At 62.6% G+C, this 14,477-nt stretch carries 7 protein-coding genes; 5 read left to right on the forward strand and 2 right to left on the reverse strand.

The window, feature by feature from the left end; translation table 11 throughout:
* Positions 1-28: 28 nt before the first annotated feature.
* Both HYT87_12560 and HYT87_12565 read right to left on the reverse strand, forming a co-directional pair.
* Entirely contained in the window at positions 29-640 is a 612-nt protein-coding gene (locus tag HYT87_12560; GenBank protein ID MBI2060593.1) for a response regulator, read from the reverse strand.
* 66 nt (positions 641-706) lie between these two features.
* Positions 707-6,079 (reverse strand): sigma 54-interacting transcriptional regulator, encoded by a 5,373-nt coding sequence (locus tag HYT87_12565; GenBank protein MBI2060594.1) that lies wholly within the window; start codon positions 6,077-6,079, stop codon positions 707-709.
* A gap of 199 nt (positions 6,080-6,278) precedes the next feature.
* On the opposite strand from HYT87_12565, the gene HYT87_12570 reads away from it, so the two are divergent.
* The 5 genes from HYT87_12570 (at position 6,279) to HYT87_12590 (ending at position 14,248) form a co-directional block, all read left to right on the forward strand.
* The gene (locus HYT87_12570; GenBank protein MBI2060595.1) at positions 6,279-7,424 is read left to right on the forward strand and encodes a sigma-54-dependent Fis family transcriptional regulator; all 1,146 of its coding nucleotides are present in this window, start codon (positions 6,279-6,281) and stop codon (positions 7,422-7,424) included.
* Between the two features lie 265 nt (positions 7,425-7,689).
* The gene (locus HYT87_12575) at positions 7,690-8,478 is read left to right on the forward strand and encodes a hypothetical protein (GenBank protein MBI2060596.1); all 789 of its coding nucleotides are present in this window, start codon (positions 7,690-7,692) and stop codon (positions 8,476-8,478) included.
* 11 nt (positions 8,479-8,489) lie between these two features.
* The gene (locus HYT87_12580; protein ID MBI2060597.1) at positions 8,490-11,771 is read left to right on the forward strand and encodes a glycoside hydrolase family 9 protein; all 3,282 of its coding nucleotides are present in this window, start codon (positions 8,490-8,492) and stop codon (positions 11,769-11,771) included.
* A 10-nt stretch (positions 11,772-11,781) separates the two neighbouring features.
* On the forward strand, positions 11,782-12,807 hold the full coding sequence (locus HYT87_12585; protein ID MBI2060598.1) for an HD domain-containing protein: 1,026 nt from the start codon (positions 11,782-11,784) through the stop codon (positions 12,805-12,807).
* 163 nt (positions 12,808-12,970) lie between these two features.
* Positions 12,971-14,248 carry a LytR C-terminal domain-containing protein gene (locus tag HYT87_12590; GenBank protein ID MBI2060599.1) on the forward strand — a complete coding sequence of 426 codons (1,278 nt, stop codon included), beginning with the start codon at positions 12,971-12,973 and terminating at the stop codon, positions 14,246-14,248.
* The last annotated feature ends 229 nt before the right edge of the window (positions 14,249-14,477 follow it).

The raw sequence follows: 14,477 nt of genomic DNA on the forward strand, positions 1-14,477 counted from the left end.
TCCCCTTTGTACGCTGACTACCGGGACCTTAAGGCGGAGCCGGCAATGACACGCCGGCCGATCGTGTTCCAACCTCCACGTGCGTGTATTGAAGAATTATGGACACCAAATGATCGGCATCCACGGGTTTCTTGACGAACGTGGTGGCCCCGGCCGCCATGACCTTGTCCTGAAGACCTTTGCCTTCGTATCCCGTGATGGCGATGACCACGGTATCCTTGAGTTCGGACCTGGAGCGGATTTGTTCACAGACTTCGATCCCGTCCATCCCCGGCATCAGGATGTCCAGAATGACGACATCCGGCCTCAGTTGCGCAATCTTGTAAACTCCCTCGAACCCGCTCGATGCGGTTTCCACAAGCAGCTTACGCGCGGTCAATCGGCGTCTCAGGTTCTTCGTCATTTCTTCGTCGTCATCGACCACCAACACCGTCGGTCGATGAAGATCCAACCCTTCGGGTGCTTCCATCTTGTGGGCGTCGAGAAACGATCGAAGGTCGGCCGGCCGGACCCGCCGGTGCCCACCGACGGTGCGAAAGGCGATCAGATGGCCGCCATCGATCCAGTCGGCCACCGTCGAGGGATACACATGAAAGAGATCCGCGATTTCCGACGTGCTGTAGAACTTTTTCTCCTTCATGATCCGGGGTCTTCTTTCCTCCTCCACATAAATTATATCCCCCTTTTACAGGAATCACCGCTTTTGTCAAGCTTCCGAGGATTGATCGCCCCGGGGCCGGTGCTTGCCGACGCCCCGCTCGGTGGCATCCGGCCATTCGCGGGACGGCTTTGCCTTCCTGGCGCCGCCCCGCTCGGTGGCATCCGGCCATTCGCGGGACGGCTTTGCCTTCCTGGCGCCGCCCCGCTCGGTGGCATCCGGCCATTCGCGGGACGGCTTTGCCCTCCTGGCGCCGCCCCCCTTGAGCCTCCACTTCTTGACCCATCCGGACAGAAGCGAGCGGTTCACGCCCAAGTCCACTGCCGCCAGGGAGATGTTCCCTCCCGTCCGCAGGAGAGCGTCTCGGATCGACCGCACCTGCACCTCCTCCAGAACGTCCTTCAATTTATAGGCGCCCGATCCCTTCTTCACGGGGCTTCCTCCCACGAGATCCAGCTTGTGACGGAAATCCTGAACCTCCAACCGGGCGGTGGCGCACACGACATAGGCATTCCGCAATGTATTCTCCAGTTCGCGCACGTTTCCCGGCCAGCGGTAAGCCGAGAGAAGCGCAAGCGCATCGCCCGCGATCGATTTCGGCGCCCCACCCTCCTCCCGGGCGATTTCCTTTAGAAAGGCATCGACCAGAAGCGGGATGTCCCCTCCGCGTTCCCGGAGCGGCGGGACCGGCACATGGAAAACACACAATCGGTAGTACAAATCCTCCCGGAACTGCCCGCGCTCGATCAATTCCCGGAGGTCCTTGTTCGTGGCGGCGACGATTCGGACATCCAGTTGGATTTCGCCCGTCCCTCCCACGGGCCGGACGGCCCGTTCCTCCAGCGCCCGGAGCAGCTTCACTTGAAGGCCCAGGGGCATCTCCCCGATTTCATCCAGAAAGAGCGTGCCCCCGTGTGCCACCTCGAATAGGCCGGGCTTGTTGCGATCGGCTCCCGTGAACGCTCCTTTGACGTGACCGAACAATTCAGACTCGAAAAGATCATACGGCACAGCCGCGCAGTTCAGCGGCACAAACGGCTTGTCCTTGCGCGCGGAGTTGAAGTGGATCGCCCGCGCGAGCAGCTCCTTGCCCGTGCCGCTCTCGCCCTCGATGAGAACCGGCACACGGCTGTCGACCGCCCGGTCGAGGAGACTCAAGACACGGCGGATGGCCGGACTCGTTCCGACGATTCGATCGTACCGGTACTTCGGCTGCTCATCCTGAATGAGCACACTCAGGCGCTCGCGGGCGCCGTCCAACTCCTTTTCCTGCTGGGTGACTTTTTCCCGCAATTTCCCGTTGGCCTCCTCGAGATCCGCGGCCAACTCCTCGATCCGGCCCTTCGACTCGTTCAATTCGCGAACGGTTTTCCTCAGCTCACGCTGGTCTCGAATGTTCTGCGCGATGAGTTGGGCCTTGTAGATCGCAAGCGCAGTCAGCTCGCTGAGGCCGGAAAGGAGGGGACCATCCTCCTCCATGAAATGGCCCTGATCGAGCTGGGTATCGAGGTACAACGCCCCGATGGGCTTCCCCTTCATCAGGAAAAGCGGGATGCCCAGGACCGACCGGATGCCCAGTTGCGTGACGCTGGCGGACCGGTTGAAGCGGGGGTCCGCCGTTGCGTCGATCACAAAGAGGGGTTGACCCTGGGCGAGAGTTTCTTGAGCCACCGACAAGCTGAAACTTTCCTCCGGATCCCGGATTTCCCGGCGTTCCCGCGATCGAGCCACACGTACTTTGAGCTGTCCCTCCTCCAGAAGAAGGAGGAAGCCACGCTCCGCCTTGTTGAAGGCAACAAGAGAATCGACAATCTCCACCAGCGTTTCCTGGAAGTCGATGGGGGAGTTGATCTTCCGCAGGAGATCGAGGAGCGAGAGCGTTTCGGCATCCGTGCGACGGCGCCGCGGTGGGCCAAGGGTCGGAGCCGGACCGGCTGAAATGCCCTTTCGGGGTGCATCCACTCCGGAGGCGGCGAGGGTGGGCTCATCCTGATTGGAAGCAGCCGCCATCCTCCCATCCCCCCCTTTCTGAAATGGGGGCAGCGCCGGGATTTGTCCCTCCTTGCGGTGGGTGAGGACCTGCGACCGGAGCGAGTGAAACCGGACCTCCAATTCCCGACTCCCCTGGCGCATCACGGCCTCCTCGTATTCGCCGAGCGCCGTTTCCACCCCTCCGACTTCACCGACCCTCAGACGGATCTCCAAATTCACCAGTTTGGCTTCAAGCACGTTGGGCTCCATCCCCAATCCTTCGAAGAGCGCCTGCGAGCCCTCGCTCTCATCCTTCGCTTCCTGGAGACGCCCCCGCGTGAGGAAACACACCGCCCTCTCGAGGCGCACCCGGGCCTGGAGATGCGTCATCCCGTGGAGGGACGACAGCTTCAAGGCTTCCGAAAAGCTTTCCTCCGCGCCCTCCAGATTGCCCGACGACATGCGGAGAAGGCCGAGATTGAACAGGGCCCTCGCGCGATCCGCTTCAGCGCCGATCTGGCGGAAGACCACCAATGCTTTTTCGTAGTGGGTTTCGGAGGCCGGGGCGTTCCCGCTTTTCTGGTAGGACACGCCCAGATTGAGGTTCGCGAGGGCCGTGCCACGCAGGTCTCCGATCTCCTGACTGAGCGTGGCGCACGAATGGAGCGATTCGATGGCCTCCGGCGTGGCGTCTTTCGCCAGGTAGGCCGCACCGAGCGCATTCAGGGAGAGAGCGTATCGCGCCATGCGTCCTGAACGCCGCCCTTCCGCGCAGTTTTGCTTGAACAGCTCGATCGCCCGGTCCGTTTCCTTCTGATAGAAGTGAACTTTTGCCAGGACGTGTCGGAACGCCATCAATTCGTCAGGGTCGCAGAGCCGTTTCCCCTCCAAATAGGCGCGGCTGATCGCCGCCGCCTCACCGTAGCGGGCCTGCTCCAGGACAACATCGGCGTAGAGCGAATCGAGCCGCGGGAGCATCCTTTCGCCTTCGGGCGAGCGCTCCTTGAATTCGCGGATGGTTCGAGCCGCCTCCTCCAGCTTCCCGCCGAATCGGAGCGCGCGGGAGAGATGGACCACCAGTTCCGCCTGCTCATCCGGTCCCGATGCGCCGGTGAGGAGCACCCGATACGCTTCGATGGCGCCGGTGAAATCGGCCGTCGCGAGGAGGGATTGAGCGAGCAGGAGATCGTAGGCGCGGGCGGCAGGGGAGGCCAACTCCAACGCGCGATCCCGATGGGTCGTGAGAAAATCCGCCACGGGCGCCGGTTGATTCAGCCGCAGCATCATCTGGAGTTCCGATCTCGCCAGAGCAAAGGCCCGCGCGGCCTCCCCTCCAAGGAAGAACTGCTCCGCTTGGAGCAGGGCCGATCCGGTTTCGCGCCGCGAAGCGGAAAGAGAATCCCAGGCCTCGCCGAGGGCGCGGTGCATCTGTGTTCGTCGTTCAGAATCGAGGGCCTTGAGCACCGTGTCCCGCCGAAGACGGCTGGCAAACTGGAAACCACCCGCACCCTCGGCCAGCCAGCCCCGATCCACCAGCCGGCGCAGCGCCCGAGCCGCTTCGGATGCCGGCGCAACATCGAGGGCCGCCAGGTCCGAAGCATCCAATTCTAGAGGAAACAGGCAGGTCCACTCGAGCAGGGTACGCTCGTCCGTCTCCAAGCCTCGAAGGTCTTCGGCGTACCAGGAGGAGAGGTCCGGCCTCTCGTCGAGCCTTCTCCAATCCAACATCTCCATCTGCGCGGCAATGTCTTCTCCGGGGCGGAGGAGGCGATCCACCAGGAAGCGAACGACCTCGACGACGAGACCGGGCATGCCCTCCGTTTGGGCCATGAGTTTCTGGAGAAAGCCATGAGGCACCTCTTCGATTCCCAGTAGGCTTCCCACAGCGCGGGAGACTTCTTCCTTGGACCAGCTCCGCAGCTCCAACGTCCGATCGGGCGTCATCGACGAGGGTGGAAGGTCGGACGCGCCGAGCAGGATGAGCACCTTCATGTCGGCGTGATGGGATTCACCCCCGGGCTCCTCGGCGCGAACGGCGGCCGCGGCCGAGGCGAGCAACTCGGCCAGTTCGGGCTTCCGGTCGACATCGTCCGCCACCACGACCACGGGACGGTCGCGCACGAGGAGACGGAAGGCTTCTCCGCACATGGCCATGGCCCGCGCCTTCTGCAAATCCGGGCTGGTGTCAAGCACCGTCGGATCGGGGACCTCGGCGAATCGGGCCGGGAGGAATGCCTTGAGGAAGGGGGCATACAGATCGATTTCGGGATCTTTCGCCCCCGCCAGGAGGGGTTCGAACAACTCCGTCCCGCCCTCTTCCATTCGCATGAGACCGATGACGGAGAGATCCTTCATCTCGGCCCATCGCCGAAACTCGTCGAGAACGGCGGATTTTCCGCTCTGCGATTTTCCACGGACCAGGGCCACCGAAAGGGCGTTCGTCGACTGTTCGGCCTGCTGTGCCCATTGCGTCAACTCCTGGATTTCGCGGGTTCGACCGGCGGAGACGGCCGTGGACTTATCGGGGATGCGGAGCCGTCCGGGTTCGAGAGGATCGTGCCGACCGAGCCTCGCGTTGAGCCGGCGGATGACTTCGTTGGCCGACCAGAAACGTCGCCGGGGATTGGGATCCAGGAGCGTAATCAGGATGTCGCGAAAGGCTTCCGGAACGTCGGGCAGGAAATCGCCCGGCCGGGGGGAGGTCCGGGCGCGCGTTTCTCGGATGAGTTCATCCAGGGAAGTTTCATCGGCTTTCGTTGTGGGAGCGTCCGGGCGGCCCGGCCTCGCCTCCTCCACTCCCTCTCGGGTGAGCTTCGGCTTTCCGGGCCTCCGATGCGGCAGGCTGAACGCATCGAAGAAAACCATCGCAAGCGAGTAAAGGTCGGCGCGTCCATCCACATGCTCCTGCCCGGCCACTTCCGGCGCCATGTACGGAAACGTGCCTGCGATGCGCCCCCGCAGATCGAACTTGCCTATTTCATCGGCCACTCCGAAATCCAGGATTTTGGCCGCCGGCTCGTCCTTGCCCGATTCGTTCGCCGCGGACATGCGCACGTTGGAGGGCTTGATGTCCAGATGGATGAGACCGCGGCTGTGCAGATATTCGAGTCCCGCGAGGAGCTGGACAAAGACCCGCAGCCGGTCGTCCCACATCGCGCGTTTCAGAAATTCGGACAAGCCCTCCCCTTCCACATACTCCTGTGTCAAGTACCTCGTTCCTGTGGCGGGATCGGTGACCAAATCGAAAACTTTGACGAACGCCGGGTGATCGAGGTGCGAGAGGAATTCCATCTCGCGTTTTGAACTCGGATCGAGAAGCTCCGTGGTCTGTTCGAGAAACTGTTTGACGGCCACCGTGCGCTTTTGAACGCGGTCATGGGCAAGAACGACGCGACCGAAACTGCCCTCACCCAGCTCTTTCAGCACCTCGAACCGATCGATCCAAATCATCCCCACGGACGAAGTGTGGCATATGTGGACTTGTGTTGTCAATAACGACAGTAGTGTCGCTGCTACGAACAAATATGAGATTGCCATCGGCGAGTGGATTTTGCCAGACGTGTATTAATAGATGCCTAATATAGAGTTGTTATACGATTCATCCGCGGCGGTGGACAGGTTGGTACGATCGTTGCGCCCTGCGGTCAACATGGACACACATGGTCAACTTGAAAACTCACCGCCGGTGCAGCCACCGCCGATTCGTTCGTCCTCCCAGGCGGTAGATTCCCCGGAGTTGGATCGTTTTCTGGCGAAGTGCCTGCCGGGGAAGTTTCTTGGGACGGTACGCGAATCGATTTCCCTCTTCTGCGCCTCCGAGGTTCTGCCCAGCTTGTTGGTAACGGGGAGGCCGGGAAGCGGGAAGACGTATCTCGCCCGCATCATCGCGGCCGCCGCGAAGTGGTCGCAACTCTCCGACGCCGAGCAGGAATCCTACCTCTCGTTCACCGACCCCGTCGGGCCGCTGAGCACGGGGCGCGTCGGATGCGTCGAAATTCCCGGCATCCCCGACACGCTCGTGGAGAGCGAGCTCTTCGGATACAAGAAGGGCGCGTTTACCGGCGCGGAACAGAACAAGCCGGGATTAGTGGACACGCCCTGCCCCGTCGTCCTCCTCGACGAAATCGCCGATGCCAGTCCGTTCATGCAGGCGAAGCTGCTTCGACTCGTGCAAGACCATACGTTCCGCCCGATCGGGGCCAAGCTGGACGAAGTACACGCCTATGAGGGGAAACTGATCTGGGCCACGAACAAGAACCTGCCGACGCTCGTCGCCGAGGGGAAATTCCGCGAGGACCTTTTCCAACGCCTCAACACCTTTCACATTGAAATGCCCGATCTCCACGCCGACCCGGAATACATCCGGTTCGCGCTCGAATTCATGCTCGAAAAACTCTCCCACCAGGCGCCCGCTGCGCTTCGCGGCGGCGGACACGGCCGACTCTCTCCCGAGGACGAAGAATGGGCCTTGCGCTACGGCTGGCCGGGGAACTTCCGACAACTGGAGTCGGTCACCCGCAAGTGGTTCGCGATGGGTTGTCCCAAGGGCCGGTTCCACGAATGCGCGGGCGAGCCCGAGCACCTTGCGGACGATTTCGAGCACGGACGCGGAGTTCGATTCGGAGAGTTCCGCAGAATCCTCCACGCCCGCGTCGACCATTTTCTCTACGAAGAGATCCGCCGGCTCGACGATGCCGCTTTCGAATCGCTGTTTCCCGGGTCCCGGCGGACATCCGCCCTCGCCATCACGCGTCGCCGGGTCCGCCGGGATTCCAACCCGCCGTCCACCCACTAGATTCATGGCCACCCGCTCCCCCAACCGCCCGGCCCATTCTTTCGAAACGGACTCCTCTGTCCGCGCCGGCGAACCGCTCCGTCCAGCCCTCAGAATCCCGATTCCCTCACCCTGGGGAGTTTCTCCCATGGCGATGTGGCGCCACCGTCCCAAATCTCGAAACATCGCAGTTGGCCGAGGAGTAGGAGCCCATCCAGCCGGGCGTCATCCCGGCGATCCCTCCTCCAATTCTCCCACTGGCCCCAGCCTTGCTCCCTTGTCGGGCATGGACAACCCAAGCCCTCGACGCCGAATTCCCATCGCGTGGATTCTTGTCCTCCTGTGGCTTGCGTTCTTCATCGCCGTGGCCTTCTTCGGCTGCACACGAAAGATCGAGGATGAGACTCCACCCCCCAATATCAATCTTCTCCTGCATCCTCTCCTTCCCTCCGTCTCTCTGACCCTGGAACCTTCCGGAAGCCGCCCTCCTTTCCGCTGGGAGTTTCTCCAACCCACGTCACGGGGCTTCGCCACCACGCAGTACCGCTGGATCCGAAATGCAGAGGTTTCCGGCATCCTTTTCGCCGAGGATTCAGTGGCCCAGGGGGGAAGCGGCAATCTGATCTTGGCCACCGAGGAGGGACTCCTCATCGCCCTCGGCCGAATCAGGGATGGCCGCACTCTCATCATGGACGGTTATTTTTTCAAGTTTCCGGCCCAGCTAGGCGAGACCTATGAAATGAATTCCTACATCACGAAATGGACGGGAGGACGCCGCGGCCTGGGCCAGGCGTCCACTCCCCGAGGCGCACCCGAGCCAGTGGTCAAAGTCTCGCGCGAAAAGATCGATACGGCGCGCGGTGAGCAGGAGGTGGTGGTCTACTCGCTCATGCGCCACGACCCCGAGCAGGGCGACTACGAATCGAAATGGTATTTCCACGTCGGCGAAGGGCTCGTGCGGGCCGTGAACTCCGATCACCTCGGTCAGATCCTCGTGCAAAAGGGATTCGAATCCCCCGCCGAGCTCGGCCAACGCGCCGCGATTCGGAAGGCGTCCCATCCCAACCGGCCCTGACTGGAGGCATCATGATTCACCCCATCTCGTATCTGATCCTGTCGCTTCTCATCCTCCTCCCCGCATCGCTCGCGCGCGCCCAATCCGCTCCAAACCCGATCGATCTCGTCAGGCTCACCGTGCGTGTCACCGCCATCAACGCCGAGGACACGGACGGCGGGATGTGCCCAAACGAAGTTTATTTCGTCGGTTGCGTGCGACCGAAACCGTCCGGGGCGACGCCGGCCGGATGGACGTGCATGAGCACGAAAAACGAGCCGGTTCCCGTAACCTGCGGCGACGCCGGGGATGGACTCGATCCCAGCCGGCTGAGCGGCCTCGACGTGCGTTTCGAACCCGCCGTTCCCAAGGGACCGGACATCCAGATCGTTATTCAGGCCTGGGAGGCGGACCCGATCAGTTACGATCAGTGGGATCTCGATCCCACCGGTGGGGATCGGGATATGAATCTGGACCTCACGTACAACACCGATACTCGAAAGTGGTCCGGTGATACCTCGGAATCGTTCTTCGGTCCGGGCGATTCGCCCTCGATCTGGCGGCGGGCCAAGGTCTGGTTCACTATCTCTTCGCCCGCGGAAACGCCCGCCACCGCCGAGCCGCCCGTCATCGATCCGACGATCGTCATGGAGGAGCCGCCCCCGCCTGCGCCGGACATCCAGGTTCCGCCTCCCCCACCCACGATGCCCGATTTCGACGCGGAATCCGCCTACACGTATTCGTCTCCGATTCTTGCCCAGCCCACATTCGGATATGACCCATCGCAGTTGTCCACCGCGCCATCCACGCCGCCTCCACCGCCCGCCCAGGGCGAGGAACCGACGACACCACAGCCCCCGGACACCGAACCGGCGGACGATGCGATCCTCGGCGAAGAACCGCCGGCCAAGGACGAGGAACCGCCGCTCACGATCCCCGACGGACTCGGCGTGGCCCGCGCGACATCCAATTCCGTGATTCTTCATCTCCCCGCTCCCTCCTCCGTGATTTTGGTTCCGGAACCCGGGGCAGCGGAGGGGGTCCTCGTGGCGCAGGGTGAGGGCCTACAGGTCGTCACGGGGCTCGCCCCCTCCGCGGACTATTTCTTTCGCGTCGATGAAGCGGTGCTCCACGCCCGCACCGTGGGCGGCCCTCGCGCCAAGCTCGACACAACCGTCCGCGAGGTCCACGGCTACGCCCCCAACATCCTGATGATCGTCGTGGCCAATCCAGGGGCCGCCTACAGGAGCGACAAGCTCCAGGGCAATCTCGGTCCCCTCTGGCAGGCCGGACCGTGGACCGTGAAGCGCCGGGACGGTTCGGCGATCAAGGTCCTGCGCGTCCATCGCCATTCCATAACCGTGAGTCAGCCTGACTACAAGGTAGGCTATTCGCTAGACAGCGACATCAACATCGTTGACGTCGACCACCGCCTTTTCCTGGTCCTCGAACAGGCCATCGGCAGCCCGGACATTCTCGAAATCAGCGGCCCAATGGGTCTGCATTTTGTCCTGCCGTTCAGCGACCGTTACCTGGAAACGCCCGTCATCCAGCTTAACCAGGTGGGCTACAGCCCTCGCGCCACCGAGCGATACGCGTACGTCTCCGGCTGGATGGGCAACGGTGGGCCTCTTTCGCTCGCGAATTTCCCTGCCTCGGCCGAAATGATATCGGACTCGGGCAGCGTCACCCCGCTCGCCCTCGAGCCGCGGGCCGCTCGCGACTCCGACGCCGGCACCGAGGTCCACCAAATCTCTCTCGCCTCGGTTCCCCCCGCCGAGGGCGTGCGTTATCGCGTACGGATCCCCGGCGTGGGCGTCTCATGGCCGACGCAGGTCAGCGAGACCGCCGTGTTCAAGTCGTTCTACACCGTCATGCGAGGGCTGACGTACAACCGATGGGGGCGAAAGCTCGATGCCTCGTGGACGGAGTTCGGCCCCCGGCCGTCCGACCATCCGACCGTGTTCACTTCGGACACCGCGAACTGGACCGACTTCCATCGTGAGAACACGCCCCAAACCGGCGAGCGTGCCATGGTGGGGGGGCACCACGACGCCGGCGATTTCGACATCCGTCCCTCGCACACCATCGTCGGCCTGTTCCTCATGCGCGCGTTCGAGAATCATCCGGACTTTTTCCCTGATCGCCAGCTCACGATTCCCGAGAGCGGCAACGGCATCCCCGATCTTCTGGACGAGGCGCTCTGGAGCCTCGCCGGGTGGGAGCATCTCCAGGAGGCGGACGGCGGCGTTCGGCAAGGCGTGGAGTCCTACCGGCATCCCTGGGGCATCTACTATGCCGACACTGAGCCGCTCCCATACTGGACGTATTCGCGGGAGGCCAACCACACCATGCGCGTCGCCGGCCTCTTCGCCCAGGCCTCGCGACTGATTCAACCCTATGACGAGAAGCGGGCGGCCATGCTCCGGGCGCGCGCGCTGGCGGCGTGGAGTTGGGCCGTCACGCACGGGGCAAGCGCCGGTCCGAAGTTCTACGCCGCGGGCGAACTCTACCGCCTCACCGGCGAACTGTCCTTCCGCAACATCTACGACACGCTGTGGATGTTGAGCGACTGGAGCTCAGCCGTCATCACGGCGTCCGTCTTTCCATGGTTCAGCTCCTACATGATCCCGGTGCAGCCGGCCCTGATCGATTACCTCCTGGGGTACATGGGCGGGGCCGCTCCCAAGGCGAGCATCGTGGCCGAGATCCTGGCGAACCTCACCAAGCGCGCGAATGATTCCGCGGCGGCCGTCAACGGACTCCATGCCCACCGTAACGGACGTCCCGCCTCCTATGGCACGGACTGGGGCGCGGGCACGGCCGTCGGAGAGTACGTCATACCCGCCATCCAGCGACTTCAATTCGGCGGGCTTTCCACCGTCGAGGAACAGAGTTACATCAATGCCCTCAGTCTTTCGGCGGACTACATCCTTGGAGCCAATCCGAATGGAATGGTCTGGATGACCGCGTTGGGATCGCACTATCCGCGGGAACCGCTTCACCTGGATACCCTCAGCTTCCTGAAGGACGGCCAAGGGCTCTTGCCGGGCATTCCCGTGTACGGGCCGATCGTTTCCGCGCCGATGGTCTGGTACTACGAAGCCCCCAAAGCCGGATTCTATCCCGATTTCGGCGATCAGCCCCTGGGCCGACGTTTCGTGGACAGCCGCACGTTCGTCAACACGAGCGAATTTGACAACACGGTTCAGGCCCGCCACGCCGAGCTGTTCGCCGCATTGCTCGGTGCTCCCACGATGCCGCCCGCTTCCTGGCTGCCCGGCGGGAGCGACCACAAGAGCACACTTCCTTAAAGGAGGTTTCATGAATCTTGGAGAGAACACACCGCCGATTCCCGGCTCGACTCCGGAGTCCGTCCCCATGGGGCGAATCCTGGCCCTCCACGATGAGGGTCGTGCGCACACTCCGCTCACCCTCGCGCTGAACCGGGCCGGCTACGGCATCGATTTCTCATATTCACTCCTGGAAGCGATCGATCGGATCCGGAGTCTCCAGCCGGATCTGGTGCTCATCGATTCCAAGCAGGAAAGAAGAAGGTGTCCGGGAATCTTTTCCGAATTGAGGACGGCCGCGGACAACCGCCTGCTCCCCATCATCGCCCTGTTCGAGGAAGAGGTTCAGGACGAACACCTCCACGCCCTCGAACTCGGGCTCACGGAAATGATGACCAAGCCCGTGCCCGTGTTTGAAGTGCTCCTGCGTGCGCAATCCCTGGTCCGGTTGAAATGTATCGCCAAGGATCTCGATCCCTCCGAGGCCATCATCATCACCTTCGCCAAGATGGTGGACAATCGAAGCCCGTACACCGCCCGCCACAGCGCGCGCGTCGCCCACTACGCGGGACTGCTCGCCGAGCGGATCGGTCTCCCGGACCGGCATTGCCGGGCCGTGCGACAGGGATGCCTCTTCCACGATATCGGAAAGATCGCGGTCCGCGATCTCATTGTCCACAAGCCCTCCGAGCTGACCCCGCTCGAATATGAAGAAATGAAGCGCCATCCGAAATACGGTCGCGATTTGCTCCAGCACCTTCGCGCCGTGACCTACGCGATACCCGTGGTCTACCACCATCATGAGCACTACGACGGATCGGGCTACCCCGACGGACTCGCCGGTGACGCGATTCCCATCGCGGCGCGCGTCACGGCCATCGCGGACGTCTTCGATGCCCTCACCGCGCCGAGAAACTATCGGCAACCTCTTTCGCAGGCGGACGCCCTGGATCTGATGACCCGCGAAGCCCGTATCGGGCTTTGGGATCCAAGGCTCCTCAATGAATTCCTCGGCGCCCTACAGTGGGACTCCCCAATGCAGGCCGCGTCGCGATGAACCCTCAACGGACAGATTCAGAGCTACATTGTACGGAACGGTCCGCGGATCTTCGGCATTTGAATGTGCCACCTCGCAGGAACCGACAACGGCTTGACTCTCTTAGCCTTTCAGAATGGCCGTGACCGTCGAATGGCCTAATTCTTGCGTTTCGCTAATAGACATGAAACACATGATTACCTACAATTACTCGAAACAGATTGCCCGCGCTTTCGCGCTGATTGTGATCGCGTTCCCCTGCGGGTTCCGCCCGCTCCTCGCCGCGGAGTGGGCCTTCGCCGACCGCGAGCCGGACACCACCCGCGTCCTCATCGTCAATGGCACGGGCGTGGAGGGAACGGCCAGGGAATTCGCCGTCTGGCTCCAGCGAAAGGGTTTCCGTGAGGTGAGCGCCGTGCCCATGTCGGCGGCTCCGACCAATTCTTCAGAGATCCATTACCGCCCCTCTCGTTGGCTGGAGGCGGAGAAGATTCTTAACTGGCTTCCACCTAGTAGCCAGGTTCAGACTCTGGCATGGAAGAGCAAATTTGATGTTGTAGCCGTCCTTGGCAGAGACGCCGTTGCAAAACGTGCGGTGTCATTCGCCCAGCGCACCCTTCCGGCCCCCGCCGCCATGGAGCGTGGCGCACAGATCCTTCGGCCCGCGGAAATGTGCCCTGCGGAATCCAAAGACCTCACGGCAGCCTCCGGTGCCTTCCCATCGGGGCCTTTGAGCCGCCCCGCCCAGGAATCTCCGGCCGCTGTGACCGTGACGGCGGTTCACCCCGCCGCCGATCCCGCTCCCGCGCCCCCGCCTGAGGACGCGCTCACACCCAAAGTGCAGAAGCAGGAACGGGAGATCGCCCGGCTCTCGCAGGAGCTCACGGAACTGCGGAACCGGCCGCTGCAGAACGCTTTTTCAACGGACGCGGACCTGCCCACCCTGCCCAACAGCTTCCGGCCATTCCGCGCGGGCATTCACGCAGCCGCGCTTACACCTTTTGGCAAGACCGGCCAGGCGTTTGGACAGACCTTCGGCGGCCAAGCCACGCTTGGCTATGGGATCTCGGAGCCATGGAAGATCGAGCTCGCCGCGGGTGGCTTTTACAGCGCCGTACGGGTCACTCGCAAAGACAACACCACCGCCAACGGTTCCCTACTCCTCGCCCCCGCCAGCCTCTGCATTCTCCACGATTTCGGACGCGCCCGGATCAGGCCATTCGTGGGCGCCGGCCCCGCTCTCCAGTTCGCCAAGATCAGCAACAAGGCCGTTCTCCAGCCCGATCTCTCCGGCGCCAATTCGGCCGTGGGCTTCGGCTATGAACTTCGACTGGGAATGAGATATGCGCTCGGCCGAACATCCAAGCTCCTCGCGGAAGTGGGATGGATGGGCGCCGAGTACGAGATGGCCGGCGCGCGCGAAGGCTCCGGCCTCCGATTCTCCCTCGGCATCGGGCTGTAAGCTCCCCTAACTCCCAAGCGGACGCCATCTCCCTGTCCCAACGGGCTCGCCACAAAGGCACCGCCTGTTCTCCTTCCTTCTACTCACCAAGAGACGGCCGCCTCTTAGCTCGACTTTTGCCATTTTTCCATTCCGGTCTCGTTTCAAAATTCATCGCTCAGAATCTCGCTCGGATGGGAAGGCATCTTCAGACACCGCTCAAGCGATTCGTAGGGGAGCATCTTCAGAT

It is taken from the genome of Nitrospirota bacterium (assembly GCA_016180645.1).
Lineage (GTDB): Bacteria > JACPQY01 > JACPQY01 > JACPQY01 > JACPQY01 > JACPAV01.

What these genes read in the sequence shown, in the direction of transcription:
- HYT87_12560 (MBI2060593.1), bottom strand. Translation starts at nt 640, where the DNA reads ATGAAGGAGAAAAAGTTCTACAGCACGTCGGAAATCGCGGATCTCTTT.
- HYT87_12565 (MBI2060594.1), bottom strand. Translation starts at nt 6,079, where the DNA reads ATGATTTGGATCGATCGGTTCGAGGTGCTGAAAGAGCTGGGTGAGGGC.
- HYT87_12570 (MBI2060595.1), top strand. Translation starts at nt 6,279, where the DNA reads ATGGACACACATGGTCAACTTGAAAACTCACCGCCGGTGCAGCCACCG.
- HYT87_12575 (MBI2060596.1), top strand. Translation starts at nt 7,690, where the DNA reads ATGGACAACCCAAGCCCTCGACGCCGAATTCCCATCGCGTGGATTCTT.
- HYT87_12580 (MBI2060597.1), top strand. Translation starts at nt 8,490, where the DNA reads ATGATTCACCCCATCTCGTATCTGATCCTGTCGCTTCTCATCCTCCTC.
- HYT87_12585 (MBI2060598.1), top strand. Translation starts at nt 11,782, where the DNA reads ATGAATCTTGGAGAGAACACACCGCCGATTCCCGGCTCGACTCCGGAG.
- HYT87_12590 (MBI2060599.1), top strand. Translation starts at nt 12,971, where the DNA reads ATGAAACACATGATTACCTACAATTACTCGAAACAGATTGCCCGCGCT.